This window comes from Micromonospora olivasterospora (assembly GCF_007830265.1).
GTDB lineage: Bacteria > Actinomycetota > Actinomycetes > Mycobacteriales > Micromonosporaceae > Micromonospora > Micromonospora olivasterospora.
Genome location: NZ_VLKE01000001.1, coordinates 2,397,494 through 2,424,123, shown reverse-complemented (window position 1 = coordinate 2,424,123; position 26,630 = coordinate 2,397,494). Strand labels below are relative to the sequence as shown.

The following is a 26,630-nucleotide window of genomic DNA, read 5'->3' as shown; positions in this document are numbered from 1 at the left end:
CATTCACCCCTATTCACGCCAGATGGCCAGCGAGGCGCTGGGCGAGTTCCTCGGGTGTGATGGTTTCGATGCCCAATGCCTGGGCCCTGTCGAGCTTGCTGCCGGCGTTCTCTCCGGCGACGACGAGGTGGGTGCGGGCAGAGACGCTTGAGGACGCGCGTCCCCCGGCCTTGGCGATCAGTTCGGTCATCTCAGTCCGGGATCGGTCCGAGAGGGGCCCGGTCATCGCGCCGGTTACCACCACGGTCATCCCCGCCAATGGCAGCTCGTTCTTCGCCTTTTGGGCGGACGTCTCCGCATCGGCCTCGGCATCTGTGGGGGCAGAGGGAACGAAGCCGGGCTGGTTCATATTCACACCTGCGGCGACGAGCTTGTCGATGACCGGGGCAAGGTCGGCCAGTTCCTCTACGATCACTGGGGCCTTCTCGTTCCCGATGCCGTGGACCTGCCCTAGAGCGACGGCATCGGCGTCTCGGATGGCCTGCATGGAGCCGAAGTGCGCGGCGATGCGCAGCGACATGGAACGGCCGGTGCCCAGGACGCCGAGGGCGCAGAAGACGCGATTAAGGGGTTTGGTCTTGGCGGCCTTGATGGCGGCCATGAGGTTGTCGGCGCTCTTGGCCCCCATGCGGTCCAGGGTGAGCAGCTGATCGCGGGTGAGGGTGAACAGGTCCGCGAAGTCCTCGATCAACCCCTTGTCGACGAGTTGCACGATGATCTTCTCGCCGAGGCCGTCGATGTCGAGCGCGTCGCGGGCGACGGCGTACCGGATCGCCTCTTTCTGGCCGCAGGCGCGTCCCCGCGCGCAGCGCCAGCGCTCCTGGCTGCGGTCGATGCCGGAGCCGCAGCGCGGGCAGAGGTCGGGGAAGTCGATGGGCCGCTCGTTGCCGGTGCGGAGGCCGGCGACCGCGCCTTCGACGCGGGGGATGACTTCGCCGGCTCGGTAGACGATGACGTGGTCTCCGAGCATCAGGCCGCGGCGGGCGATGTCGGCCGGGTTGTGCAGAGTGGCGTAGGTGATGGTGGTGCCGGCGACGTCCACGGGGTCGAGGACGGCGCGTGGGGCGATCACGCCGGTGCGTCCCACGCTCCACTCCACGGCGCACAGCACGGTGATCTTCTGGGCGGCCGGGAACTTGAAGGCGGTGGCCCAGTGCGGGGTGCGGGAGCCCATTCCGGCCCGGATCTGGTCGGCGGGGCTGTCGGCCTTGATCACGGCACCGTCGAGTTCGATGTCGAGCTGCGCGCGCAGTGCGCCGATCTCGTGCACCCGGTCCACGACCTGGTCAAGGGTCGCGTAGGCCCGGGTGGCGAGCGGGGTGTCGGCCGTCGTCCCCAGTCCGAGAGCGGCCAGGCGGGCGACGAGCTGGGTGTGGGTGAGTCCGGCGAGGGCGGGGTCGTCCGTGTGTCCGGGGTCGGTTAGTGCGGTGTAGGCCAGGAAGGTCTGCCCGATTCTGTAGGCCCGGTCCTTGGCGCGCAGTGAGCCCGAGGAGGCGTTGCGGCGGTTGGCGAAGGCCGTAGCGCCGTGCGCGGTGCGCAGCTCGTTTGCGGCGGAAAACTGTTCCTCGGTCATGAGGACTTCGCCTCGCACTTCGATCGTGACCGGTTCGGTCAAGGTCATGGACAGGCCGATGATGTCCCCGATCGCGTGGGACACGTCCTCCCCGGTCGTCCCGTCGCCCCGGGTGACCAGTTGAACCAGTCGACCCTCGCGGTAGCGGGCTGCCAGGGCCACACCGTCGAGCTTGGGCTCCACCGCCCAGCCTGCCACCGCTCCGCCCAGCCGCCGCTCCAGCGAGACGGCCCACGCCGTCAGCTCCTCGTCGGAGAAGACGTTTCCCAGGCTGAGCATCGCAACGGTGTGCTCGACGTCGCCAGCGGTCACTCCTGCCGCGACCTGCTGGGATGGGGAATCGGCCGCGATCTGCCCGGGGTGCGCGTCCTCCCAGGCGGTGATACCGCGTAGCAGCCGATCGTAGGTCTCGTCGTCCAGGCCTGATTCGCCGGAGCCGTAGTAGGCATCGGCGGCCTTCCGCGCCTGCGCGACGGCTTCAAGGTAGGCGGCCTCATCAGTAAGGTCGACAGCGGGCGCCGCTGTGGAAGGCTGCGTCATGCCGCCCATTCTCCTGACTGCCACTGACAACGTGGCGGTAGCGCTGGTGTGATTACCCCTGGTGTCGGGTAGGCGCAGTCGGGCGGGGCTCCGTCCGCTGGCCCGGCAGGCGGGTGCGGCGCAACGGCGCCGATCCAGCAGTTCCGGGTCGTGCCGGGGAGAGCCCGAGCGTGCGGTAGAAGGTGTCGTTCTCGAAGCGTCGGTGTGGGTCGAACCTGCTGAGAGCGCGCCGGAACCGGTGGAAGCCGTCGGTGTTGGAGGCGGGCAGCAGTTCTGGAGTGAAGTACTTTCCCCAGTGCGGCCTGCCGCCCAGACCGTAGAGCAGGCGCTGGATGTCATCGAACAAGGGACGCGCGGTGGTGATCGACCCGACGGCGGTCATGTAGGACACGAAGCCGAAATAGGTGGCCGGGACTGCCAGCGTGGGACTCAGGTGGCCGCGGGCTGGGCCGGTGGTGCGCAGGATAACGGGGTAGTGCAGCTTGTAGGGAGAGGCGCGCAGGAGTTCCTTGAGACCGGCGTACGCCCGGGGGACGGCGTCCAGGGGAACGGCGATCTCCATGTTCAGCTGCGGGGCCGGGATGCCGTTCCTGAAGATCTCGTGGAGTGTCCCCTTGGAGTCCCTCGCGCCGAGGAACTTCTCCAGCGTCTGGGCGGCCGGCGTCCGACCCTGGCCGTCGCCGATGTCGGCCATCAGTTGGCGGCGGGTGCGGGTCACGATGCGGTCCAGGTCAGCCGGACCTTGGGCCTCGGAGGCCGTAGGTGCCCAGCTGTCGTCGTCGGCGACCCAGGTGTGCGCGACCTGGTGCTCGGTGAACCACCAGCTCTTGGCGGCCACGGATTCGCGGTTCCAGGCGGCGTAGCGCTCGGGCAGGCTGTCCTCCGAGGCGGTGAAACGGGTGCAGTGCAACTCCTTTGCCGGTCGACCGCGAAGTTCCAGGCCGACGACCACGCCGAGGCACCCGAGGTTGAGCACGGCCGCGTCGAACTCGGCGTCAGCTGGGGTGAGCCGGTGCAGGGTGCCAGTCCCGTCCATGAACTCGACGGCGGCCACGCAGTCGGAGAAGGTGCCGCTGGACAGACCCTGTGCGTGGGTGCCGGTGGCGAGCGCGCCAGCGACCGTCTGGCTCGTGATCACTGGCGGACATGCGGCCGGCTCCAGACCGTGGCTGTCGAACGCCCGCCACACGTCTTCGAGCAGCGTGTCTCCGGTGACGTACAGGTTCTCACCACGCAGCGCACCGACTCCGCGGCCGGGAAGGTTGCTGGCGATGTGGGATATCAGAACTGTCCGAATGCTGGCCTCGTGGCGCCTGGCAATGCTCGACGAAGAGGTGTCGAGGCGGCGTAGTCGTCGAGCTACCGGGGGAACCTCAAGGTAAGCCGCGCGTGATCGCAAGCCGAGGTGGATCAGCTCGGTCACGGCAGGAGGGACTCCTGACCGTGAATCGCATGGAGCCAGTTCTCGCGTGACACGCCGCCGGGGCCCGGCGCGGGGTGCGGATGTGTGGTGGCCCACGTGTGGGCGGGGATGGCTGGTGTCGCCGATGTCGACTACCGTCACTCTACGGTGATGGTGCGTAGCTCTCGGCGATCAACACCGTCGGTGGCGGTGGAGGGCGTCGGTCGCATCGTGGGGCGAGGAGTTGGGGTCTCGGCCGCCGGGCGGGCGACGGTGCCGAGGTCGTCGCCGAGGAGATGGTCGGGGCTGGGGTGGGCGGTCTGCGCGGCTGGCTGATCCACGCTGGGTGTCCTTGGTTCGGGGGCGGAGAGGGAGCGTTGCGCGTTGGTCGCCGCCGCTTTTTCGACTGTTGAGCTCAGTGAGAGTTCGTTGCGGGTTTTGGAAGGGTTCACCGGGGTGCGGGTGTCCCGGGCGGGGCTGCCGTTGTTGTGGGATGACATTGGCACGCTGGAGATGCTGGCGCATCGGGTGCGTACGGTGCTGGGTCCGTTGCTGGAGCAGACGGTCAGGGCGGTCCGGGGGGCGGGGGAGGGTGAGGCCTTCGACCGGTTCGTGGCGCAGACCGTTCCGTTCGTGGGGAAGATGGCCGAGACGGCCGATCTGATGCTCGCCGTGGTGGAGGCGGAGAAGAAGTTCTTCCTGGAGACGGAGACCGGCAAGCGTACGACGGTGGCGATGTTCTCCTTCATGCAGGCCGAGTTCGCCGCCGCGGCCGCGATGTGGTTCTGGAATCCGGTGGGGGCGGCGGCGCACCTGGCGGAGGCGCGGACGATCATTCAGGTGGTCCTGCGTTCGGCGTTGGTGCGTTCGGCGGCGAGTGGCACGGCGATGCAGATGTTGTTCATGCCGGGTTCTGCGTTGTTGGCGCAGGTGTCGATGATGACCGATGGTTTGCAGTCGGGGGTGAACTGGTCGGCGGTCGGTAAGCAGGCGGCGTACGCGGGGGCGGTGGCGTTGCTGGGCACGGTGGGCGGGCCGGCGTTGGGCAGGGCCGCTGGCGCTGTCGCCGGCGCGGTCAGCAAACTCGGCCTGTCGGACACGACCAAGATTTTGTTGACCGATCTGTTGACGCGGCCGGTGTTGGAGACCGGCACGGAGGGGCTGTTCGGTATTGGTGCCAGCTTGATGGTCGATGGGTACTGGGACCCGAGCAATCTCGGTGCCGATCTTCTGTCCGGGGCGCTGTCGGGGGCGGGCGGGTCGGCCGCGAGCGGGCTCGGGCTCGTCGTGAGTCGCGCCATGAATGGGCCCCGGGTGCAGATGCCTCGCACCGACTTCACGCCCGACGGTAAGCCGGTCCTGCCGGTGGCGTCGACACCGGTTGGTGGAGACACATTCACGGCGTACCAGCCTGGGGTCGACGATCCGAAGCCTGTGGTGACCGGCGGGCAGGCCCCGCCGCCGCCCGCGCCGCCGCTGCCGGCTTCGAACATGCCCACGTCGAGTCTGGACCTGCCCACGCCGCGCCTGGACCTGTCGGTGCCGTCGTGGTCGGTGCCGAGCCTGTCGGTGCCGGCCGCGCCTGCGCCGCAGTGGGTCGTGGCAGCCGGTGGGCCGGTGGTCGAGCGGTGGCAACAGTTCCAGCAGGATCTGGTGGACCGCTACGGTGGGTTGCTGGCCGGGGTGGCTCGGGCGGGCAAGAGCATGGCCGCGCTTGCCGTGCCGGTCGAGGGGGTTTTCGCCGGGTGGGTCGACGCCCGGCGGGGTGATCGGGTTGTTGCGGGTTTCCTGTCCGCGGTCGGTCTGCCCGCTGCCGCGCTGACCGAGGGGTATCTGACGGGTGTCCGGCAGCGGGCGGTGGCCCGGATGGCCGAGGCGTTGGCGTCCGCGGGTGAGCAGATCCCGGCCGAGGTGCGGGCGCAGCAGGTTGTCGCCGGGCTGCCGGCGGCGTTCGACCGGCAGGCGTTGCGCGCGATCGCGCACCTGGCCGCCGAACACCACATCGGCCGGTACCTCGCCGCCGGCCTACCGACGGCCGCTGGCACGTCGTGGGCCGTTGGCACGCCGACAGGTGCCGGCGTGCCGGCAGGTGCCGGGGCGGCGGTGCCGTCCGCCGCCGCGATCGAGGCGGTCAAGAGCGCCGTGCGGGACCGGGTGGACCGAAGCCTCAATGCGATCCTCGGTGCCCCCGCCGTCCTGCCGGCCGTGCTGCCCGCTGTGGTGGCCGGTCCCGACGCCGCGCAGGTGAGTGCCGTGGCGAACGTGGTCCGGCAGGCGGTCGTCGACCTGCCCGCCCGTTTCTCGGCCGCGGCCATCCCCGGCGCCCCCGCACCGGCCGCCAACTGGGCTACCGTCGGCGTTGCAGAAAGCGGGCGCGTCGGCGCGCCGACCGTGCCGATAACGCCCGAGCAGCACACCGCAGCAGCGACCAGCCAGGCAGTAGAGCAGTTCACCGGCCTGGCCCACCAGTACGGCGTCAAGCCGGCCCGCCACGACCGCCTCGCCGAATCCTTCCAACGGGACTGGGTCAACGGATACCACCAGGTCCTCGCCCAGGCCGCCGGCAGCGCCACCCCCGGCACCCCCGGCACGCCCGGCACGGCTGGGACGCCGGAGGCGGCCAGCGCCCGTAGCACGGTGCCGGCTGGCGCTGCCTCCCGCGCCGATGACACGCCGATCCACCACAACGCCACCGCCAACGACAGTGACAGCGGCCGTGACAGTGGCATGTCTGTCGCCAGCGATGACGTGTTCAGCAACCTCGACACCAGCGACACAATGTCGATCAGTGACGTGTCCTCGCCGGACGAGTCGCTTGGTGGGGTGCCGGGTAAGCACGGTCTCAGCGACGCGGCTTCGTCGCGGGATGAACCGGTCAGTGGCGGCCCCGGCAGACACGGCGAGCCGGCTGTCGCGGCAACCGGGCAGGCCGTTGCGGCAACCGGGCAGGCCGTTGCGGCAACCGGGCAGGCCGTCGGGATGTTCGAGTCCGGGCAGCGGGTCGCTAACTGGGCCGCTGCGGAGCAGGTGCGTCCCGGCAGCGGTGACCTGTGGTGGTGCGTGGCGGCCACTCTCGATGTGTTCCACACCGTGTACAAGCGGTTGGGCAACCGGGCGGTGTTCGACGACCGGATCATCGGACCGGACGGCCGGCTCGCGCCCACCATGGGCTGGCCGCAACTGTTGGAGGTCCTCGACGCGGTGCCCGAGCGTGTCGCCCCCCACCCGGACGGGGTCGCGGGAGGGGACGTGCTGGCCGCGTTGCGGGCGGTGCCGGGGTCGATGGTGGTGGTCAGGGCCGCGCCACCGAACGAACCGCAGCACGTGTTCGCCCTCCACAGCCAGCCACAAAGATCCGGGCCGCCGAGGATCCGGGTGCGGGACCCTCTGCTGCCCGGCGCCGTCGACCGGCCCGAGCCGGACGATCCGATACGTGATCCGTGGCTGCGGCACCTGTTCGCATCCAGCACCCGGGTGGCCGCGTTCGACGGGAACGGTCGGCCCGCCACCATCACCGACCTGCTCGGCCAGACCACCGGCCATCCGCAACCGACAACCACGACCGACACCGGCACCGACACCAGCGCGTTCCTGCTCGCCTCCACCAGCCCGCCACGCGGCCCGTCCCACGCGATGTTCACCACCTCCACCGGCCCGGCCGACTCTCCAGGCGGACTGCCATCCGGTCCAGCGGGCAACGGCGATCCGCCTGGTCCTGGCCTGGCGTCTGGTGATCAGGAATTCCTGAACGTATGGGACCCGGATCTGGATGGGATGGATCTGGACACACCAGAGCTCGTTGAGTGGGGGCCGCTGCAGGACATCGAACAGGTCCAGTCCCCGCTGTCCGGAATGCCAGGGGTGGATGTCGCGTGGGTGCCGTTGGGTGTGGGGGACAACGCGACCGTGGCGGTCCCGCAACAGCGGGATGCGGGAGACCACGACCCGTTTCATCTTGACCCGAGACTTCTTGACCCGGCATTCGTGGAGGATCTGTGGATGCCGTACCTGGACCTGGACCTGGACCCGGACCTGGGTGTGGGTCTAGGTCCGGGAGGGGTGGAACTGTCGGCGCTGCCGCCCGGCTGGGGGTGGACGCCACCGGACGGCACCGAACAGGTCGATTCTTTGTACCCGCCGTCTGGGGTGCCGGAGGTGGATGTCGCGTGGGCGCCGTCGGTGGTGGGGGACGACGTGACCGCGCCGGACGATCGGGATACGGAAGATCACAACCTGTCTTCTCTTGACCCGGCGCTTCTTAACCCGGCATTCACCCAGGATCTATCGATGCCGGACCCGGCCCCGGGCCCGGACCCGGATGCGGATCTGGACCCGGATCTTGTTCTGGACCCGGACCTGGACCTGGTTCTGGACCCGGATCTGGTTCTGGATCTGGATGGTGTGGATGGGGTTGGCCGGCCGGTGTTGGAGTTCCCGGTGCCGGCTGATGGGTATTGCGTGTTGTCGGCGGTCGTTGTCGCTGATCCGGTGTGGGTGCGGGACGTATTGGCGCAGGCAGGGGTGCTGCCGGCGGATCTGTATGAGTGGCTCTCCTCTGCTGACGGGGTGCGCGTCAGTGTGGGGCGGATGGCTGGTGCGGTGCCGGCCGGGTCTGAGTTGGCGCGGGTGAACGAGTTGTTGCAGGCCCATGTCCTGTCGTACCTGGACACCCGTTTCGGGGGGTTGCCGGCCGATGTGGTGATGCAGCGGCGGCATCTGCCGCAGGGGCAGCCGTGGCGGCAGGTGCGGGAGCTCAGCGATGGGCAGGTGTTGGCGCGGCTGATGGAACGTGTCGGCGACCAGGGCGTCTCGGCGGGCGGTGTTGTCACCGAGGCGGCTTTCCTGGATGCGGGGCGGATCGGGCAGCGGTATGACGAGGCGCGTGCGGAGTTGATCGGGTTGTGGCTCGATCCCGGTCCGGTGACGGATGTGCCGCAGGAGCAGTTGGACTTCGTCAACGGGCGTGGCCGGGGTTTTCAGGTGGCGTTGTTGGCGCCGGATCGGGCCCGTGACTATCTGGTCCAGGTGCTGAGCACGTCCGACGGGCCGCTCGAGGCTGACGAGTTTGCCGAGGTCGTCGACACGGTGGCCAACTGGGACCGCCGGTGGGCCGGGCCGGGTGGGGAGTTCCTGCTGCCGTTGCTGGCCCACGCCACCGGTAGCCGGATCACCGTTTGGCAGCGCACGGGGCGGGGGGTGAGCCCGGTGGCGGTGTTCGGGCCGCTGGACGGCCGGCGGGTCGACCTGTACTACGTTGCGGCCGACCCGGCGAACCCCACCCACTACAACCACTACAACGCCGCTGTTCCCGCTGCTGTCCCGTTACCGTCCGCGCCGGCCGAGCTGCCGCGGTCAGACGAGTGGGACGAGTTGTTCACGCGATTCTCCGGCGTGATGGGGCTGCCAGGAGCTGAGGATGTGCGCCGTAGTCTGCAGGCGGAGTTCGGCCTCATCATCGACAGAACCGACTTCGCTGAGGAGAACGGCCTGTCCCCGGCGGACGTGGCGACGCTGCGGCAGGCCCTGGACACGCGCGGGACGTCCGTTCCCCACCTCAAGGGGGCGCTGCTACGCCTGATGTCCGAGGTGTACGAGGTCAACATCACCCTGGCCTCGGCCGCGTCGGGGTTCCACGACAACTATGGTTTCGCACCCGGGTATCCCAGGATGGTCGCACTGGGCCACCCCGACACTCGGATCACGTCCGGCCCGGCATCTCCGCACACGCGATCCATACCGATCCGTACCGGCCAATCGGCAACCTCGCACCCCACACCACAGCCGCCCCCAGCGGCCTCCACCACCAAGGCGCCACTACCAGAACCGCCAGATCACGTGGTCACGTGGCGGCCCGGCGAGGACGGGCCTCAAACCTTCCGCGATTACATGGCGGAGCTGGAAGAAAAGGGTAAACTCCCCGACGGGGTATCCCTGCCCAAAAAGAAAAAGTTGGGGCGGGGGATGGCCGCATGGGTGAAATCCTGGGCACAGGGACTGCAGGGTAAGACCGCCCCCGACGGCCACCCCTACACCCAGGATGCGGTAGCCGAACTATCCGGCAACCTGATCACCCATGAATCGGTCGGGAATTATTGGCGGGAGGCGGCGCCGTCGCTGCCCCCACCACCAGATCACGTGGTCACTTGGCGGCCCGGCAAGGACGGGCCCGCCACCCTCCGCGAATACCTGAAGACGCTGGAAGAAAAGGGTGAACTCCCCGACCGGGTATCCCTGACCCCCGACAAACAGGGGAAGCTGGGGCCCGGGATGGCCGTTTGGGTGAAAGCCTGGGCACAGGGACTGCAGGGTAAGACCGCCCCCGACGGCCACCCCTACACCCAGACGGAGGTAGCCGAACTATCCGACAAACTGATCAACCAGGCATCGGTCGGGAAATATTGGCGGGAGGCGGCGCCGTCGCTGCCCCCACCACCAGATCACGTGGTCACTTGGCGGCCCGGCAAGGATGGGCCCGCCACCCTCCGCGAATACCTGAAGGGGCTGGAAGAAAAGGGTGAACTCCCCGACGGGGTATCCCTGCCCAAGAAGAAGAATGGGAAGTTGGGGCCGGGGATGGCCGCATGGGTGAAAGCCTGGGCACAGGGACTGCAGGGTAAGACCGCCCCCGACGGCCACCCCTACACCCAGAGGGAAGTAGCCGAACTATCCGGCAAACTGATCAACCATGTATCGGTCTGGAATTATTGGCGGGAGGCGGCGGCGCCGTTGCCCCCACCACCAGATCACGTGGTCACTTGGCGGCCCGGCAAGGATGGGCCCGCCACCCTCCGCGAATACCTGAAGGGGCTGGAAGAAAAGGGTGAACTCCCCGACGGGGTATCCCTGCCCAAGAAGAAAAATGGGAAGTCGGGGCCGGGGATGGCCGCATGGGTGAAAGCCTGGGCACAGGGACTGCAGGGTAAGACCGCCCCCGACGGCCACCCCTACACCCAGAGGGAAGTAGCCGAACTATCCGGCAAACTGATCGCCCAAGAATCGGTCGGGAATTATTGGCGGGAGGCGGCGGCGCCGTTGCCCCCACCACCAGATCACGTGGTCACATGGCGGCCCGGCAAGGACGGGCCCGCCACTCTCCACGCATACCTGAAGACGCTGGAAGAAAAGGGTGAACTACCCGACCGGGTATCCCTGACCCCCGACAGAAAGGGGAGGCTGGGGCCGGGGATGGCCGCATGGGTGAAAGCCTGGGCACAGGGACTACAGGGTAAGACCACCCCCAACGGCCACCCCTACACCCATAAGAAGGTAGCCGAACTATCCGGCAACCTGATCGACAAGACATCGGTCGGGAAATATTGGCGGGAGGCGGCGCCGTCGCTGCCCCCACCACCAGATCACGTGGTCACTTGGCGGCCCAGCAAGGGCGGGCCCGCCAATCTCCGCGCATACCTGAAGACGCTGGAAGAAAAGGGTGAACTCCCCGACCGGGTATCCCTGACCCCCGACAGGCAGGGGAGGCTGGGGCCGGGGATGGCCGCATGGGTGAAAGCCTGGGCACAGGGACTGCAGGGTAAGCCCGCCCCCGACGGCCACCCCTACACCCTGGATGAGGTAGCCGAACTATCCGGCAACCTGATCGACAAGACATTGGTCGGGAAATGTTGGCGGGAGGCGGCGCCGTCGCTGCCCCCACCGCCAGATCACGTGGTCACTTGGCGGCCCGGCACGGATGGGCCCGCCACCCTCCGCGCATACCTGAAGACGATGGAAGAAAAGGGTGAACTCCCCGACCGGGTATCCCTGACCCCCGACAGAAATGGGAGGCTGGGGCCGGGGATGGCCGCATGGGTGAAAGCCTGGGCACAGGGACTACAGGGTAAGACCACCCCCGACGGCCACCCCTACACCCAGGATGCGGTAGCCGAACTATCCGGCAAAATGATCGACAAGACATCGGTCGGGAAATATTGGCGGGAGGCGGCGCCGCCGCTGCCCCCACCACCAGATCACGTGGTCACATGGCGGCCCGGCAAGGACGGGCCCGCCACCCTCCGCGCATACCTGAAGACGCTGGAAGAAAAGGGTGAACTCCCCGACCGGGTATCCCTGACCCCCGACAGAAATGGGAGGCTGGGGCCGGGGATGGCCGCATGGGTGAAAGCCTGGGCACAGGGACTGCAGGGTAAGACCGCCCCCGACGGCCACCCCTACACCCAGACGGAGGTAGCCGAACTATCCGGCAACCTGATCGACAAGACATCGGTCGGGAAATATTGGCGGGAGGCGGCGCCGTCGCTCCCTCCACCGCCACCCGGAACGGGTCAAGGTCTCGAGTTGCCATTTGATTTACACCTTCTGCTTTAGTTTTAGTTCTTGAGTTTCACGGGCCTTAGGGGTTTCCTAACGCTCATGCCACCGGAGATCATTTACTGTAGTTGATCTTTAGGGCGGGCGGTTTGAGTGTCTGGCCGAGCACCCAGCATCCGTCCCGGATGTGTCTGTCGGCAGAGGACCATTTGACGACAGGTGCGGAACGGAGTCAATGGATCACTCCCGACCACGGGAATCCGACCCGCCGATCCAATGCGGGCCGATCCGAGTTGACGACAGCGTTTGATGACAGTTGGATCAGCGGTGTCGGCGACGATCGGATGAACAGGACAGGCAACGACGGAGTTGGTCTACACGCGGGTGTCGACCGACGAGCAGAGCACCCAGCGGCAGACCCACCTGCTTGACGAGGCCGGGCTCACCGCCGAGGCCGGGGCGCGGATGTTCAGCGACCCGGCCACCTCGTCCAAGATCCCGGCGCTGGAGCGTGCCGGGTTCCGGGAGCTGGCCCGCTGCCGCGTTGCTCGGCGCGGCTCTGGGACCTCTCGGCTGGTCCGCGGTGCTCCTGGGCGCTCTGCTGCCCTACGCGTTTGCCGTTCCCGAAGCGCTGACCCGCCTGGCGCTGAACCGCCGGCCCGACATCCCATTCGGCCCGTACCTGCTGGCCGGTGCCCTGCTGTCGGTAATGGTTGTTGGCCAGTGACCCAAGGCCCCGCGGCGGCTTGGCGTCGGCGGCCCACTCCGGCTACCGACGCCAGACCGCCGGCCAGTACCGGCTCTTCGAAGTTGAGCGGGGTTCGCGGATGAGCCGACCTGAGCGTGAGGGGCTCGCAGCCCGTCGGTGATCATCTGAGTGTCTGGTTCGGATGGTCACATGTGAAGAGCTGCGAGCATGGTCAACGATACGACCCGGCTGCTGGGCCTGGACGGGCTGGCTGCCGATCGGGTCGAGCTGGATTCTGACGGCGTCCCGGTGGTCGGCTTGTCTACCGCCGATGAGCAGGCGCGATGCTGCCCGGACTGCGGTGTGCGAGCACAACGGGTCAAGGGATGGGTGACGACCCGGCCACGGGACCTGCCCGTGGCCGGCCGAGCGACGCGGTTGCGGTGGCGTAAACGCCGCTGGCACTGTGACCAGGCCGGCTGCCCGCGCCGGACGTTCACCGAACACGTGGCGCAGGTTCCGGCAAGAGCCCGGCTGACCGCACGGTTACGGCAGGCCGCCGGGGCAGCCGTCGCCGACGCCGGCCGCACGATCGTGCAGGCCGCCCGCGATCACGGCCTGTCCTGGCCGGTGGTCGCGGCAGCGTTCACCGCCCACGCCGAGCAGGTGCTACCGGACGAGCCCGATCCCGTCACCGTGCTGGGCATCGATGAGGTCCGCCGCGGCAAGCCCCGGTGGACGTTCGACGAGGCCACGCAGTCGTGGACCACGACCGCCGACCGGTGGCACGTCGGGTTCTGTGATCTGACCGACGGGCAAGGGCTTCTCGCCCAGATCGAGGGTCGTACCAGCAGTGCGGTGACCGACTGGCTGCGGCAACGTCCCGCCGCCTGGCGCAAACAGATCGAGGCGGTCGCGATCGACATGTGCACCGTGTTCAAGGCCGCCGTCCGCGAGGCCCTGCCCCACGCGATCCTGGTGGTGGACCACTTCCACGTCGTGCAACTGGCCAACCGGGCCGTCACCGAGGTCCGCCGCCGGATGACCGCTACCCATCGGGGCCGCCGTGGCCGGGCCAGCGACCCCGAATGGCAGCTGCGCAACCGCCTGACCCGCTCAGCGGCCCGGATGCATGCCCGGCACGTCGACCGTCTGGTCGACACCCTCACCGCCCTACCCACCCGCATCGGCGCACCGATCCTGGCCGCATGGAACGCCAAAGAAGACCTGCTCGACCTGCTCGCGACCGCCCGCACCCACCCCGACCGGGAAGCCATCAGCCGACTGCTGCACCGCTTTTACACCCGCTGCGCCACCACGGACCTGCCCGAACTGCAGCGCCTCGCCACCACCATCGAGACCTGGTGGCCGCAAATCCTCGCCTTCCTGCATACCGGAATCACCAACGCTGGCAGCGAGGGCACCAACCGCGTCATCAAGACGATCGCCCGCGACGCCTACGGCTTCCGCAACCCCGAAAACCAGCGCCTACGCACCCGTGCCGCCACCACCCGCCGCCACCGCGGACACCTCAACCCCGTCTAACTTCGAAGAGCCATGATGCCTTGCTCCCGGGGTCTGGAGCGTCACGCAGCCTCCACCGGCGGCCCGTCACTCAAGCAGGCTCGCCCGCTATTGTCGGGGTACTCGTTGGAGTGCAGAGGTGAGTACGGCTGATCTTGCAGAGGTCAGGTGTCGCGGTGGGCGCCTTGTTCGTCACGGTGGGTTGCGTCTTGCAGGCGCAGGCGGGTGAGGCCGAGCATGTCGATCAGCCATCCGGGTCCGCCGGTGATGCCGCGGGCGCGTAGGAGGGTGTCGACCTCGTGGTGGGTCGCCGGAGTGGTGCGGGCGAGGAAGTCCTCGCAGATCTGGAGCAGGAGTTGCAGCAGGTCGCCGCGGTTGGTGTCGCTGGTGGCTGCGGGGTCGTCCGGGGTGGCCGGGGTGGGCATCAGGCGACGTTCTCGATGGCGGTGAGGCGGTTCTTGAGTCGGTAGCTGGGGCCGTTGATGGGGACGACGTCGCAGTGGTGCAGGAGCCGGTCGAGGATGGCGGTGGCCAGGACCTCGTCGCCGAAGACTTGGCCCCATTCGCCGAAGCCTTTGTTCGAGGTCAGCAGGGTGGAGCCCTTCTCGTAGCGTTTCGAGATCACTTGGAAGACGAGGTTGGCCTCGGGTCGTTCGAGGGGTTGGTAGCCCACTTCGTCGATGACCAGGACGGTGGGGCGTAGGTAGGTTTGCAGCTTGCGGGCCAGGCGGCCGATCGCGTCGGCGGCGGTGAGGTGGCGGACCATGTCGTCGAGGGTGGTGAAGTAGACGGTGAATCCGGCTCGGCAGGCGGCGACCGCGAGGGACACGGCGATGTGGGTCTTGCCGACGCCGGGTGGGCCGAGGAGAGCGACGTTGGCCTTGGCCTGCACGAATGCGAGGGTCGCGAGGTCACGGACCTTGCGGGGGTCCAGGTCGGGTTGGAAGCTGAAGTCGTAGTCGTCGAGGGTCTTGTGGTGCGGCAGCTTCGACAGGCGTAGCCCGGCGCGGAAGCGGCGTTCGTCGCGGACGGCGAGTTCCTCTTCCAGGACGAGGTCGAGGAACTCCAGGTAGCCCATGGCTTCGGTGTCGGCCCGGCCGGTGAGTTCCCGCAGCGTCTTGGCCAGGTGAGGCAGGCCGAGTTTGGTGGCGCTGGCGTGGATGCGGTTGGTGACCAGCTCACTCACTTCGAGACGTCCTTCAGGTGTGGGCGGTTGGTGAACGGGCTGGCCGCAGCGATCTGCTCATAGACCGACAGCGGCCGGGCCTCGACGGCGATCTGGGCGGCGGCGGCCCGGTTGAGCAGGGCTTGCAGCGGCCCCTGGCCGCCGTCGTGACGGGCCGGTCGGCGTGCGGTCGACTGCCCGCTGTCGGGGTCGCCGATGGTGACGGCCCGGGTGTGTCCGTCGGGCAGACCGTCCCAGTGGCTCTCGTCGACCACGCGGGCGCCGCGGCCCACGGCCCGCTGGTGCGTGGCCAGCAGCGTGGTGCCGTCCAGACCGGGCACGATGGCGTGAATAGTGATCGTGGCGGCGGTCGCCCGAATCTCCACGAGTTGGCGGTGGCGGACCCGTCGGGCCGGCACGGAGTAGAGGTTGCCGGCGTAGGCGACCAGGCAGTCCTTGCCGACGTGCCGCAGATGCCGGTCGGCGACCACATACGGCCGGGCGGGGATCGGTCGCAGCGCGGCGTGGTCGCGGACCGCCCGCACGCCGATGATCTCGCCGTGGGTGCGATGCCTTACGGCCCGCCGCTGTGGCACCCAGGCCATGAACGTGGCGTCGAGTTCGGCCAGCGACGAGAACGCCCGCCCGGCCAGGACATGATCGCGGATGATGGTGACCTGCAACGCCGTTGCGTTTGGCGATCGGCGGATGAGTCAAGGGGGACTTTGAAGACGCGAACGGGACTTCTGATAGATCAACTTGTGTCGAGCAAGAAGATCATGCCTCAGGAGTCCCGTTGCAGGAGAAGTCTGTCATCACCCGGTCGATCGAGGTAGCCGGGGGTGTGCACGCGCCCGGACATCTGGGCGAGTTGACCCAGATCATCGACTTCGACCTGGTCGACGCGGTGCTGGAAGAAACCGGGACACGCGAGAAGCGGCTGCGGCTGCTGCCGTCTCGGGTCGTGGTGTACTTCGTCCTCGCACTCGCCCTGCTCGACCGCTGTTCCTACCGAGCGACGTGGGGGAAGCTGACCGCGGCCCTGGCCGGCTTGTGCCTGACGCGGCCGAGTATCTCCTCACTGTCACGCGCTCGCCGCCGGGTCGGAGTAGCGCCGCTACGGCGCCTGTTCGAGACCCTGGCCGGTGCCGTCGGTCTGCTCGGCCAGCCCGGCGTGTTCTACCGGGGCCTGCGTACCGTGGCCATCGACGGCACCCACCTGCACGTGCCCGACGAGGAACGGGTCACCTGGCGCTACCCCAAACGCGTAGGAGACAAGCTGGAGTTCGGCTACCCGCTGCTACGGCTGCTCGTGGTGATCGAGTGTGGGACCCGCGCCCTGCTCGCCGCGGCCTTCGGCCCCGAAACAGAAGGCGAACTGGCTTACGCGCGGCGGCTTCTGGGCGTCCTGGACCGCACGATGCTGCTGCTGGCCGACGCCGGCTTCGACGCCGCGGAATTCCTGCGCGACGTCGGCGCCACCGGCGCGCAGTTCCTGGTCCGCTCATCCGCCCGCCGCTGCCCGACCATCCAGCGTCGCCTACCCGACGGCTCCTACCTGGCCCGCATCGGCTACGGCAGCCTACCCGCTCTCATCCTGGTGCGGGTCATCGAAGCGCAGGTCACCGTCACACTGGCCGACGGCAGCCTGCGGCGCGAGCAGTGGCGGCTGATCACCAGCCTGACAGACCACACCCGCTACCCCGCCCACGAACTCGTGGACCTCTACCACGAACGCTGGCAGGCCGAAACCACGTATTTCTCGATCAAAGCGACCATGCTCGACGGCCGCGTCCTGCGCTCCCGCAGCATCCCCGGGATCGAGCAGGAGGTGTACGCCCTGCTCACCGCCTACCAGGCCCTCATCCGCGCGGCAGCAGACGCCACCTGCACCCAGCCCGGCCTGGACATGGACCGGATCAGCTTCACCGTCCTCATCGACGCCGCCGCCGACACGATCACCACCGCCAGCGGAATCCTTCCCGGCAGCTCAACCGACCTCCTCGGCACGATAGGCCACGCCGCGCTGGCCGACCTCCTACCCGCCTGGCGCCGCCCTCGAATCAAGGCCCGCTCCCGCAAGAACCCGACCAGCAAGTACAGCCCGAACGCCGGACAGCACCCCGCAACCACGCAGACCTACACCTTCCACGCCGACATCACAATCTTCGAAAAGGGGCTTGCCTCCCGCTCACGGCGCTAAACGCAACGGTGTTGTGGTGACCTGCCGTTCGACCCGCCCTTTGCCGGTCGGCCGATAGGCGGCCAGCACATCGATGTCGAAGTCGTAGTGCCCGGCGAACGCGACCGCTTCCGGGTGCAGCGGCACCGCCTGGCCCGGGGCGACATGCCGGCGGACCACGGTCTTGGTCCGGTCGTAGACGATCGCCCCGGGAACCCCGCCGAAGTGCGCGAACGCCCGCCGGTGACACTCCCAGAACGCGGCCAGGTCCCGGCTGGTGGTGAAACAGCAGAACGGGTCCCGCGAGTACGACAGCACCATGTGAAACGAGTACACCTTCGGGATCCCGACATGGGCCAGGATGCCGCCTTCGTCGCCCCAGTCCACCTGCGCCTGGGCGCCCGGAACGACCTCGAACCGGCGGTGCAGCCCGGCCAGCTGATCCGGACTGATCCCCAACTCCGCAGCGATCCGCGGCCGGGCCTGCTGCAGATACAGCTTCACCCGCTGATAGTTGCCGGTGAACCCGTACTGCTCGACAAGGCGTTCATGGATCACCGTGCCCTTGAGCAGCAACTCCGCCCGCAGCCACGCATCGACCACGTGCGCGAACACGTCGATCAACTGCCCCCGAGCCGGCCGCGCCCGAACCGGCGGCACCACCTCGCCGCTACCAGCAGCCAGGTACTTCTTCACCGTCCGCCAGTTCAGGCCCGTCTCACGAGCGATCTCCGAGACACTCGCACCAGCCTCGTGCAACGCCCGGAACCGGCGCACATCCAGCCACCGCTGCTCATCCATCGCTCCCATCGCCAGCCGCCCCACGTCTGCCCGATCACGACCCGAGCAGCCTCACCCTCAGTCACCCGCTGACGACGGACAAACAGTGCGCACCTCTGCAAGATCAGCTGTACTTAGCTCTGCACTCCAGGCCGTACCCCGACAGCTATCGGCGACGTGGGTTGGCTGAGTCAAGTTGTGCGTAGCCGCCGACACGCCCACGCCCATCAGCTTCGCGCCGAGGGCGACTTCAAGGCTGGCGAGGATCCGCAGGTCCGCCGTTTGCCGTTGAGGGAGAAGAGGCACTCACAGGCGATGAAGCACGCACACGACCTTGCCGAGGATCGTTGCATCGTTGCTAGTGATCACCGGATAGGCCGGGTTGCGAGGGACGAGCTCGACAAGGCCGTCGTGCATTCGGTACTCCTTCACGGTGGCCTCCCCATCGATCATGGCGGCCACGATGTTGCCGTTGTCGGCCACCGACTGTTGGCGCACGACGATGACATCCCCGTGCGCGATGCCTGCCTCGATCATCGAGTCCCCGCGCACACGCAGCGCGAACAGGGTGCCCCGGCCGACCAACTCGACGGGCAGGGAAAGGACCTCCTCGACGTGCTCCTCGGCGAGGATCGGTGTGCCGGCGGCGATGGCTCCCAGCAGGGGGACCGGTGTCCCGCGGTGGGCGTCGGAGCTGGGTGGTGTGTCGCCAGTGGCCAGCGGGCGGGCGTCGACGGCACGTGGGCCGCCCGGTATCCGATGGAGTACACCGTGTCGTTCCAGGGCCTTCAGCTGATGTGCGACCGACGAGGGAGAACCGAGACCAACCGCCTTGCCGATCTCCCGCACCGTCGGCGGGTAGCCATGCTGCTCGACCCATTCTCGGATCATCGCGAGGATCTGCTGCTGCCGATAGGACAACGCAGGCGGATCGGGGAGCGCGTTGGGCACGGTCACTCCATCACAATACCCTGCGATTCGATCATTTGTGCTAATCGGCCGAGTTCCGCGGGCGCCGTGAGCCGCCTGCCGTGTCGCGCCCGACGCGCGGAGGGACAGCACCCGACAACCTGCGCTACGTGATGTCATCGTCGACTCCGTCGGACGCATGGATGACGAGGACCGTGAACCCCTTCGCCTACGTCGGCAGCGACTGGGACACCATGCTCGTCGCCGCATTGGCTGAACTTGGCCCTCCAAGCACGACTGTGCCCAATGGATGGTGTTCCGTGCGGGATCGATTGAGTGAACGGGCGAAGCGTCCGAGCAGAGGCGTCTTCGGAGAAGAACCGCCTGGTCTGGTTCCACGCGGACCAATCCTGAGCTACGCGGCCAGGTGCTGCTGCGCTTTTGCCCGGTGCCCGACCAGGCCGGTCAGAGCGACCACGGGGGGAGCCGCTCTGGCCGGTGATCCGTAACTGTATGGGTGCGTCGGTTCGCCGGCAACAGGTCGAGTGGGCGGCCTGGACGTGCCCGATTGGGTGAGCTGGGCTGCTTTCTTGGCTTGAAGCGGATGCTGGCCGGCGGTGGCCGAGACCCGTTGGTTGGCCGGGCTCCGACAGGTGCTGTTGGTGTGTCGGCTCCGGCACCACGGGGACGTCGGCTCGGCGCAGACAGCGTCGTCCAGGAGCGGCTCGTTCCTGCGGGCCTCGGCCGGTTGTGCCGGATCGAGCGCGATCTTTAGGCTGTCACCGTTCGTGAGGTGTAAGAGCCGCCAGAGTGAGGGATGGGTCCGTGCTGCTGACCGACAGCATCCGTGGTGATCTGCAGGCGATGGCCGCGGGTGTGGGCGCGGCGCAGCAGGAAGCTGCCAGGGTCGACGACGCCGTCGAGCAGATCGCCGGCCGGGCTGTCGCGGCGGGCTTCGCGGGCATCGTGGTGGGGCTGGCTGGGGTACGCGAGCTGGTCGGGCAGGTCCGCACCCGGCTGACGACGGCCGGCGGAGTCCTGGGCGAGGCGTCACGCTCGGTCGCCGCGGTGCCGCAGCAGCCGTCACCCCAGGAAATCATCAGCGCGCTCACGCCACTGCTGGCCGCCCTCTCCTCCGCCGATGGCGGACTTTCGGCGGCGGCAGGCGGGATCGAGGAAGCCCGGCGGCTCGTCGCAGCGACGCTGCAGGGAGGCCAGCCGGGCCCAACACTGGCCCGCCTGCAGCAACTCGGCCAGAGCCTCGCGACCATCAGGACACGGGGAGGCGAGGCACGGCAGCATGTAGAGGCGGCGCTGGCGCAGGCCCGGCAGGTCGGTGAGCTGGGAAATTGACCACGGGCGGCGGCGTCAGCCGACCGCCCACCACGCGCGACACCACCGCGAGCCCAAACCAAGAACCGGCCGCATCGGAGCAGCTCCCCAGTTGGCTGGCGGACGCCGCCCGCGACCTGCCTCGACGACGAGCGAAGGACCCCACGTCCGGCGTGGCGTTGATCAACGGCGAGCGGATACCAATGAGATCTGGCCGCGACCCGGACGCCGCCGCTGACCTCAAGCCGGCCTACAAGCTCATCGCCACCACGACCGACCACCTCGAGGCCAAGCTCGCCGCCCGGATGCGCCGCGACCAGGTCATGCACGCGGTCGTGCTGACCAACAACCCGCCGTGCGACTACGAGCCCTACGGCTGCGAGAAGATCCTCTCCCGGCTGCTACCGGCCGGCGCGCAGCTGACCGTGTACGTACGCGACGATGACGGGCAGGTACGTCTCTGGCGTACCTACACAGGCAACGGAAAGGCAATCGCATGAAGGTGACGTGGGCATACGACCGAGGCGACCACCGCGACAACCACGAGGCCGACCTGACCGACCCCGCCGCCCTAGAGGCACTCCTCCACGAGATCCACGAGGCTGCCGAGCCCGTCGCAATCACCATCTTCAGCGACACGACCGACGACCCTGATGAGCTGCCACCAGGCCTGCAGATCGGGCTCGGCCACCCCACTCACGCCTTCGCGGTACACATCGCCGACGACGGCGGCTACCTCACCGATCCAACAGTCCAGTCCCCGAGCGGGGGCCTCAGCTTCGACCTCGGCGGCGTACCCACCGAGTACCCCGCCGAGCACCTGCGGATCCGGCCCGAAACGGCCATACAGATCGCAGCCACCTATCTCAAGACAGGAGGCGAGGCGCCTCATGTGCCCACTGTTGCGGAGTAACAGCACCCGCCCGACGTTGGCCTGCTCAACGGCGAGGCCTTCACATCCGGCAGGGAAACGTCCCCTGGCCGCCACATCGACCACGACCCGTTGAATACATATGTGCCGCACCGGTCGCTACCAAGTCCGACCTTGCTTTGTCGGGCGTTACGCGACGGCCCGCATCCGCTCACCTTCGAAAGGCGCGGCGGCCGTCCCGCGGCGTCACGTTCAAGAAGGGGCGGAACCACGCATCAGGCCGGTAGTCACCGATTCCCATATACCGGTTTTGCTCCGTTTCCGGATCCTCGATGCCATCCAGGTGCACGTCGAACAGGTGCAGAATGTCGTCGTCCTGCAGAAGCACCTCGGAGACCATGTCCCAGTCGTAGTCGTCCGCGTGCTCCGGCAGCCGCGCCAGCAGATCGCCCGACGGCCCCCACCCGTCGGCAAGTGCCGCCTGCGCGGCCTGAAGCATCAGGTGGAAGGCCATCTCCTCGCCCGGACACGTGGGCTGAGGCTCTCTGCCAGCTTCGAGATCCTCGGCCAGGTCGTCGAACGCCCGAGCGGCCTGCCTGCGCCACACCGCATCCTGCCGCCACGTGATCCGCGGGTAATCCCCGAAGACCCTCCACTCGCCTCCGTCGGTAATCGGCTCATCACCGTGCAGTTGCACATCGTCGTAGCCGTGGTCGGCGAGGATCTGCGCGACTGTCCAAAGCACCGCTGCGGTCCGCGGTGTCAGCTGGAACCCAGAGCAGGCGTCACAACTATCCCGCCCGCAGTGGCACAGCGGGAAGAGCTTGGCGAAGTCCGGCTTCGTGTCGAGTTCGAAGCCGGACTTGTCAACCTCGACGGCGGTCTGGGTCGAAACGGCGACCTGCACGCCGGGCCTGTCGAGAATGATGCCGGCGGGGTCGGCGATCCACTCGACGGCAGCGGCCAGATCACCCTGAATGTCGCGCCGGACCTCGGCGCGAACGTCCGCGAGGCTCTGTCCCGGCTCAACGGAGAATTCGCTGGCATCTACGTCGTCCAGGACCGCCCTTTCGAGGGCTGCCTCGTCTGTGACCTCGACGATCACATCGGCGCTTACCTTGACTCGGCGGGGTTGCTGGGCCATGCGACGGAGGATAGTACGCCCCGGATCCAACCGCCTCTATCGGACACGAGCCATCGCGGTTCCCGGTGCCGCTCCCGGTGCCTTGAGCGAGATCTTGGCAGCGGGGTAGTGGTCGCCTGCTGCGATGGCGGATGCTCGGTGCCTCGTTGGTGAGTCGTCCGCACGGGGATAAAATGCGCCGCGTGTGTTCACCCGGCAGGACACGCCCGGCGTGTACATGTCGGGCACGCCCGAAATAGGCTGGCCAGCAGGAACACTTCGGCCTTCGGGTCGCCACCCTTTGACGAGCAAGGACACCACGACTGATGGCAGTGACCCAGCAGGAGATCGAGAACCGGTTGTGGGACGCCGCCGACGAGCTGCGCGTGGCGATGCCTGAAGCGCAATACTCCTCGGTCGTCTTCCCGCTGATGTTCTGGAAGTACCTGTCGGATACCTGGGAGCACCGCCACCAGGAGTTCCTGGCCGACAACGAGGGCCTGGGCGGCCTCTCCGCCGAGGAAGCCCACGAGATCGAGTACCGCGACTACCAGTCGTTCGAGATCCCGTTCATCCATCCCGGCACCGTCCAGCAGCGTCGTGCCTCCTGGTCGTCCATTCTCGCTACCATCACCCAGCCCGGCCTCGGCCAGCGGGTCCGTGCCTCCCTGCAAGCCATCGAGACAGCCAACCCTGACAAGTTCTCCCGCCTGTTCGGGTCCATGACCTGGACCTCTGAAGAGGTGCTGTCGGGGGAAGTGTTGGCGGCGGTCATGCAGGCGATGGACCGCACCCCAAAGATGCACGAGGGCAACATGTCCCACGACGTGCTCGGTGGGGCGTACGAGTACCTGCTGAAGCGGTTCTCTGACGGGTCCGGCACCCGCGCCGGTCAGTTCTTCACCCCGCGCGAGGTCGTCGAGCTAATCGTCGAAGTTCTAGCCCCCAAGAGCTTCGAGTCGGTGTACGACCCGACCTGCGGGTCGGGCGGCATGCTCATCGCCTCCGCGAACCTCCTGAAGGCCCACGGCGGGCGTGGCTACACGCTCCGCCTGTACGGGCAGGAGGCCGTAGCGGACACCGCGGGTGTGGCACGCATGAACCTCTTCATGCACAACCTCACCCAGTTCCAGGTCGAGGTCGGCGACACCCTGAAGGACCCGCGCTTCAAAAAGCCGGACGGGTCGCTCGCGCAATTCGACGTGATCGTCGCCAACCCGCCCTACAGCCTGAAGTGGAAGCCCTGGACCAAGGACCCTCGCGCCATCGGCGGTGTCGCTCCGCAGTCGTCGGCGGACTGGGCGTTCGTGCAGCACATGATCGCCAGCATGGACCCGAAGAAGGGGCGCGCTGGCGTCGTCCTGCCTAACGGCGTCCTCTGAGATCAACGACGTGTACGCCAACGAGTACCCGTGGTTCTTCACCCCCAACGTCTTCGCGGTCGCCTCCGACGGGCTAAAGCTGCGATTCGGCGCCGTTGGCGCGCCCCTGAACCTGTGGCAGCCGTTCCGGTCCACCGGCGACGACGAGAACCTGTCCGGCCAGGCCGACGTGCAGCGATCCGTGCAGCTGCTGCTCAACCCGGCAACCGTCCTGGACATGCTCGCCAACTTCGCCCTCTTCGACACCTCTGGAGGCGGGGTGGACAAGAAGTACCTGCCCCGCTACCCCCAAAGGGAAGCCGCCCACCTCATTCACGAACGCGTCCTAACCGGCGGCCAGAGGGGCCTGATCTGGCACCACCAAGGCAGCGGGAAGACCCTGCTGATGGTGTTCGCCGCCTCACTGCTGCTGGCCGACACCCGCACCGAGTCACCCACGATCATCCTGCTCTCGGACCGAACCCAGCTCGTCCGCCAGACCTCCGGCGTGTTCACCTCCGCCATGGGAGACGCCTACTTCCATCAACCCGCCACCAGCCAGGAGTTGCGTTCCCTGCTGGCCAACGACGTACGCGGCGTCATCTCCACGACCGTCCACAAGTTCGCCGACGCCGGCAAGAACCTGTCGACCCGGGACAACATCATCGTGCTGGTCGACGAGGCACACCGCACCCAGTCCGACAAGTCAAAGTCCCTGGCCGGGCAAATGCGCACAGCACTGCCGCACGCGAAGTTCTTCGGCATGACCGGCACCCCCATCAGGAACCTCGCCACCGACACCTTTGCCCTCTTCGGCGAGGAGACCGACCCGGGCAGGGTGCTGCACCGATACTCGGTGTCCCGGTCTCTGCGGGACGAGGCAACCGTCCCAGTCATGCTGGACCCGCACCCGGTCTCCTTCGAAATGAACGACCAGGAGTTGCAGGCCGAGTTCGACCAGTTCGCCGACGACTTCGACCTCGACGACCCCGATCGTGAAACCCTGTCCCGCAAGTTCGGACGCCTCACCTCGGTGTTCGCCAACCCCGACCGCATCCACACGGTCTGCCAAGACATCGTGGACCACTACCTGGCCGGCGCCTACCGCAACGGCCTCAAAGCCCAGGTCGTCGCCTACAACCGCGAGCTGGCCGTGGCATACACGGACAAGATTAACGAGCTGCTGGCCGGCTTCGAAGCGTCACAGGTACTCGCCGAGGTCGGGAAGCACGACCGGATCACCGCCGAGGTGAACATCTCCGTCTCGAACTCGAAGGACGAAGACCCCGCCATGCGGCCGTTCCAGCTCTCGGAGAACGAGGAGGAGGAGCAGAAGCGGCGGTTCCTCACCCCGGACGACCCGCTGTGCTTCCTGGTGGTAACCGCGAAACTGATGGTGGGGTTCGACGCCCCCAACGAGGGCGTTCTCTACCTGGACAAGCCACTGAAGGCCCACACCCTGTTCCAGACGATCACCCGCCCGAACCGCACCTGGGTGTCCCCGACCGGATTCGTGAAGACCTCCGGCGTGGTCGTGGACTACATCGGCCTGGCCGAAGAGGTCCAGCGGGCCGTCGTCGACCCCACCTCGGAGGGGGCAGGCAAGAAGGGCGGCGGGTTCGTCACCGACCCGTCCGAGCTGGTCGCCGAGTTCCGCACCACCTTCGCCCGCATCGAAGACCTCCTCGCGGACGTGGACGACCTGGACCTCACGGTCCACGGATACGAGTCCGTGCGGGCCATCAACGTCTTCCTGGACGCCAACCCCGGCGCCGCCGAGGTGTTCGCCAAGGACTACCGGCTCCTGGCCCGCCTGTACCCGCTCATCAACACCGACAAGCGGATCGCCAAGTACCGGGACGGGTTCGGGCTGTTCGGGTCCGTGTACACCACCCTGTTCAAGAAGTCCTCCGACGAGGAGAGGAAGGAACGGCTGGCCGAGCTGGGACCGATGGTCCTTGAGATCATCAACGCCCACGTCCACTCCTTCACCGTCGTCACCTCCCAGGAAGAGCCCCTCGTCCTGGACGCCCAGGGCATCGCAATCCTCAAAGAGCTGATGACCCTCGTCCGCCCCAATCCCGACAAGGACGACGGCGAGGACAAGGCGCCGCCGTCCGCGGCGGAGATCCTGGACCGCATCAAGGCCGCCCTCGAGAAGGGCGTCGACCCAGGGTCCGCGAAGTACACCGCCCTCGCAGAACGGATCAGGCTGCTGCGGGACCGGATCATTCAGAACGCCCAGGACGCCCTGGACTTCCTGTCCGAAGCACTCCGGATCGCCCGCGCCATCGTGAACGCCGAAAAGCACCCCGACGAAGCCATCGTCGTGCTCGACGACGACCACGTGGGCGTCCTGTCGCGGATCATCCACGACCACGCACCGCCCGGCCTCACCGTCACCGAGCGGAACCTGGCCGAGGAGATCGATCAGGTCGTCACCCGAACCCTCGCCCAATCATGGGACAACGCAGAAGCCCGCAACCGAGGTGTCCGCCGCGCCACCGCCGCGGTCTTCCGCCGGTACATGTTGAAGCCGGTGGGAGAGCCGTATGACTCCACCGTCGCCTACATCGAAGCCCACTACCTCGTTGACTGACGAATGCATGGTGTTGCTCGGCCGAGTAGTCGCGGCAGATCACTTCGTGGCGCGGCAGATCGACTTTTAGGCACACTTCCTCGATCGCTGGTAATCGCTGTACCTCCTGGCGGGTTGAGGTGACACTCGGTACATGTTCACTAAGCCTCAGGGGCCGCACCTCACTGTCGAGCAGGCACGCGCCTTGGACGACGACTTCTTCACGTCACGACCGTTCGCATTCTTCGTTTCCCGCATTGCCTCGCTCCTCGAGGTACCCCAGCCAGACACCCTCGATTCCACGTCAGACCTCGAGTCCGGCTTCGCCGCCGCC

The 26,630-nt window shown here is 67.7% G+C and carries 18 protein-coding genes and 1 pseudogene; 10 read left to right on the top strand and 9 right to left on the bottom strand.

Annotated elements, in window-relative coordinates:
• Positions 1 to 13 precede the first annotated feature (13 nt).
• From ligA to JD77_RS11005, 3 genes are all read right to left on the bottom strand, one after another.
• A complete protein-coding gene (ligA, locus tag JD77_RS11015) occupies positions 14 to 2,113 on the bottom strand; it encodes an NAD-dependent DNA ligase LigA (protein ID WP_145774165.1) in 2,100 nt (699 codons plus the stop codon).
• A gap of 52 nt (positions 2,114 to 2,165) precedes the next feature.
• Positions 2,166 to 3,302 carry a D-arabinono-1,4-lactone oxidase gene (locus JD77_RS11010; RefSeq protein WP_281292174.1) on the bottom strand — a complete coding sequence of 379 codons (1,137 nt, stop codon included), beginning with the start codon at positions 3,300 to 3,302 and terminating at the stop codon, positions 2,166 to 2,168.
• Between the two features lie 371 nt (positions 3,303 to 3,673).
• On the bottom strand, positions 3,674 to 3,856 hold the full coding sequence (locus JD77_RS11005) for a hypothetical protein (protein WP_145774163.1): 183 nt from the start codon (positions 3,854 to 3,856) through the stop codon (positions 3,674 to 3,676).
• A gap of 88 nt (positions 3,857 to 3,944) precedes the next feature.
• On the opposite strand from JD77_RS11005, the gene JD77_RS32805 reads away from it, so the two are divergent.
• The 4 genes and pseudogenes from JD77_RS32805 (at position 3,945) to JD77_RS10980 (ending at position 14,016) form a co-directional block, all read left to right on the top strand.
• The gene (locus JD77_RS32805) at positions 3,945 to 11,840 is read left to right on the top strand and encodes a hypothetical protein (protein WP_211372534.1); all 7,896 of its coding nucleotides are present in this window, start codon (positions 3,945 to 3,947) and stop codon (positions 11,838 to 11,840) included.
• Between the two features lie 327 nt (positions 11,841 to 12,167).
• A pseudogene (locus tag JD77_RS33525) lies at positions 12,168 to 12,266 on the top strand (recombinase family protein); the annotation flags it as partial.
• 100 nt (positions 12,267 to 12,366) lie between these two features.
• A complete protein-coding gene (locus tag JD77_RS10985; RefSeq protein ID WP_211372888.1) occupies positions 12,367 to 12,510 on the top strand; it encodes a hypothetical protein in 144 nt (47 codons plus the stop codon).
• Positions 12,511 to 12,699: 189 nt separating this feature from the next.
• On the top strand, positions 12,700 to 14,016 hold the full coding sequence (locus tag JD77_RS10980; protein WP_145774162.1) for an ISL3 family transposase: 1,317 nt from the start codon (positions 12,700 to 12,702) through the stop codon (positions 14,014 to 14,016).
• A gap of 143 nt (positions 14,017 to 14,159) precedes the next feature.
• Here JD77_RS10980 and JD77_RS10975 read toward each other — a convergent pair whose 3' ends face one another.
• From JD77_RS10975 to JD77_RS10965, 3 genes are read right to left on the bottom strand one after another with little or no spacing between them, the layout of a single operon-like run.
• A complete protein-coding gene (locus JD77_RS10975; RefSeq protein WP_145774161.1) occupies positions 14,160 to 14,420 on the bottom strand; it encodes a hypothetical protein in 261 nt (86 codons plus the stop codon).
• Positions 14,420 to 15,181, bottom strand: coding sequence for an IS21-like element helper ATPase IstB (gene istB, locus JD77_RS10970; RefSeq protein WP_013289162.1), 762 nt, complete (start codon positions 15,179 to 15,181; stop codon positions 14,420 to 14,422). The genes JD77_RS10975 and istB overlap by 1 nt, the downstream gene beginning before the upstream one ends.
• Positions 15,178 to 15,843, bottom strand: coding sequence for a Mu transposase domain-containing protein (locus tag JD77_RS10965; protein WP_246140623.1), 666 nt, complete (start codon positions 15,841 to 15,843; stop codon positions 15,178 to 15,180). The genes istB and JD77_RS10965 overlap by 4 nt, the downstream gene beginning before the upstream one ends.
• 113 nt (positions 15,844 to 15,956) lie before the next feature.
• Here JD77_RS10965 and JD77_RS10960 point away from each other — a divergent pair, with 113 nt between their 5' ends.
• A complete protein-coding gene (locus JD77_RS10960) occupies positions 15,957 to 17,363 on the top strand; it encodes an IS4 family transposase (RefSeq protein WP_145773096.1) in 1,407 nt (468 codons plus the stop codon).
• Here the strand turns inward: JD77_RS10960 and istA are convergent.
• A complete protein-coding gene (istA, locus tag JD77_RS10955; RefSeq protein ID WP_246140622.1) occupies positions 17,352 to 18,143 on the bottom strand; it encodes an IS21 family transposase in 792 nt (263 codons plus the stop codon). The genes JD77_RS10960 and istA overlap by 12 nt on opposite strands.
• Before the next feature lie 285 nt (positions 18,144 to 18,428).
• On the bottom strand, positions 18,429 to 19,211 hold the full coding sequence (lexA, locus tag JD77_RS10950) for a transcriptional repressor LexA (protein WP_145774160.1): 783 nt from the start codon (positions 19,209 to 19,211) through the stop codon (positions 18,429 to 18,431).
• Positions 19,212 to 19,856: 645 nt separating this feature from the next.
• Here lexA and JD77_RS10945 point away from each other — a divergent pair.
• Genes JD77_RS10945 through JD77_RS10935 form a run of 3 tightly spaced genes read left to right on the top strand, consistent with a single transcriptional unit; the run spans position 19,857 to position 21,276 of the window.
• Positions 19,857 to 20,384 carry a DUF6244 family protein gene (locus tag JD77_RS10945; RefSeq protein WP_145774159.1) on the top strand — a complete coding sequence of 176 codons (528 nt, stop codon included), beginning with the start codon at positions 19,857 to 19,859 and terminating at the stop codon, positions 20,382 to 20,384.
• On the top strand, positions 20,381 to 20,863 hold the full coding sequence (locus tag JD77_RS10940; RefSeq protein ID WP_145774158.1) for a DddA-like double-stranded DNA deaminase toxin: 483 nt from the start codon (positions 20,381 to 20,383) through the stop codon (positions 20,861 to 20,863). Before JD77_RS10945 ends, JD77_RS10940 begins: the two co-directional genes overlap by 4 nt.
• Entirely contained in the window at positions 20,860 to 21,276 is a 417-nt protein-coding gene (locus JD77_RS10935; protein WP_145774157.1) for an Imm1 family immunity protein, read from the top strand. Before JD77_RS10940 ends, JD77_RS10935 begins: the two co-directional genes overlap by 4 nt.
• Positions 21,277 to 21,445: 169 nt before the next feature.
• On the opposite strand, the gene JD77_RS10930 is transcribed toward JD77_RS10935, so the two are convergent.
• Positions 21,446 to 22,378: a hypothetical protein gene (locus JD77_RS10930; protein ID WP_145774156.1), complete on the bottom strand. Its 933-nt coding sequence runs from the start codon at positions 22,376 to 22,378 to the stop codon at positions 21,446 to 21,448.
• Between the two features lie 305 nt (positions 22,379 to 22,683).
• Between JD77_RS10930 and JD77_RS10925 the strand changes: the two genes are divergently transcribed.
• Both JD77_RS10925 and JD77_RS10920 read left to right on the top strand, forming a co-directional pair.
• On the top strand, positions 22,684 to 23,739 hold the full coding sequence (locus JD77_RS10925; RefSeq protein WP_246140620.1) for a type I restriction-modification system subunit M: 1,056 nt from the start codon (positions 22,684 to 22,686) through the stop codon (positions 23,737 to 23,739).
• A gap of 10 nt (positions 23,740 to 23,749) precedes the next feature.
• The gene (locus JD77_RS10920; RefSeq protein WP_246140619.1) at positions 23,750 to 26,317 is read left to right on the top strand and encodes a type I restriction endonuclease subunit R; all 2,568 of its coding nucleotides are present in this window, start codon (positions 23,750 to 23,752) and stop codon (positions 26,315 to 26,317) included.
• Positions 26,318 to 26,630: the final 313 nt, after the last annotated feature.

Bases quoted from the DNA above. Each gene is read 5' to 3' on its own strand.
- JD77_RS10925 (WP_246140620.1), top strand. From the start codon at position 22,684: ATGGCAGTGACCCAGCAGGAGATCGAGAACCGGTTGTGGGACGCCGCC.
- JD77_RS10980 (WP_145774162.1), top strand. From the start codon at position 12,700: ATGGTCAACGATACGACCCGGCTGCTGGGCCTGGACGGGCTGGCTGCC.
- lexA (WP_145774160.1), bottom strand. From the start codon at position 19,211: ATGACATCACGTAGCGCAGGTTGTCGGGTGCTGTCCCTCCGCGCGTCG.
- ligA (WP_145774165.1), bottom strand. From the start codon at position 2,113: ATGACGCAGCCTTCCACAGCGGCGCCCGCTGTCGACCTTACTGATGAG.
- istA (WP_246140622.1), bottom strand. From the start codon at position 18,143: ATGGATGAGCAGCGGTGGCTGGATGTGCGCCGGTTCCGGGCGTTGCAC.
- JD77_RS10935 (WP_145774157.1), top strand. From the start codon at position 20,860: ATGAAGGTGACGTGGGCATACGACCGAGGCGACCACCGCGACAACCAC.
- JD77_RS10975 (WP_145774161.1), bottom strand. From the start codon at position 14,420: ATGCCCACCCCGGCCACCCCGGACGACCCCGCAGCCACCAGCGACACC.
- JD77_RS10930 (WP_145774156.1), bottom strand. From the start codon at position 22,378: ATGGCCCAGCAACCCCGCCGAGTCAAGGTAAGCGCCGATGTGATCGTC.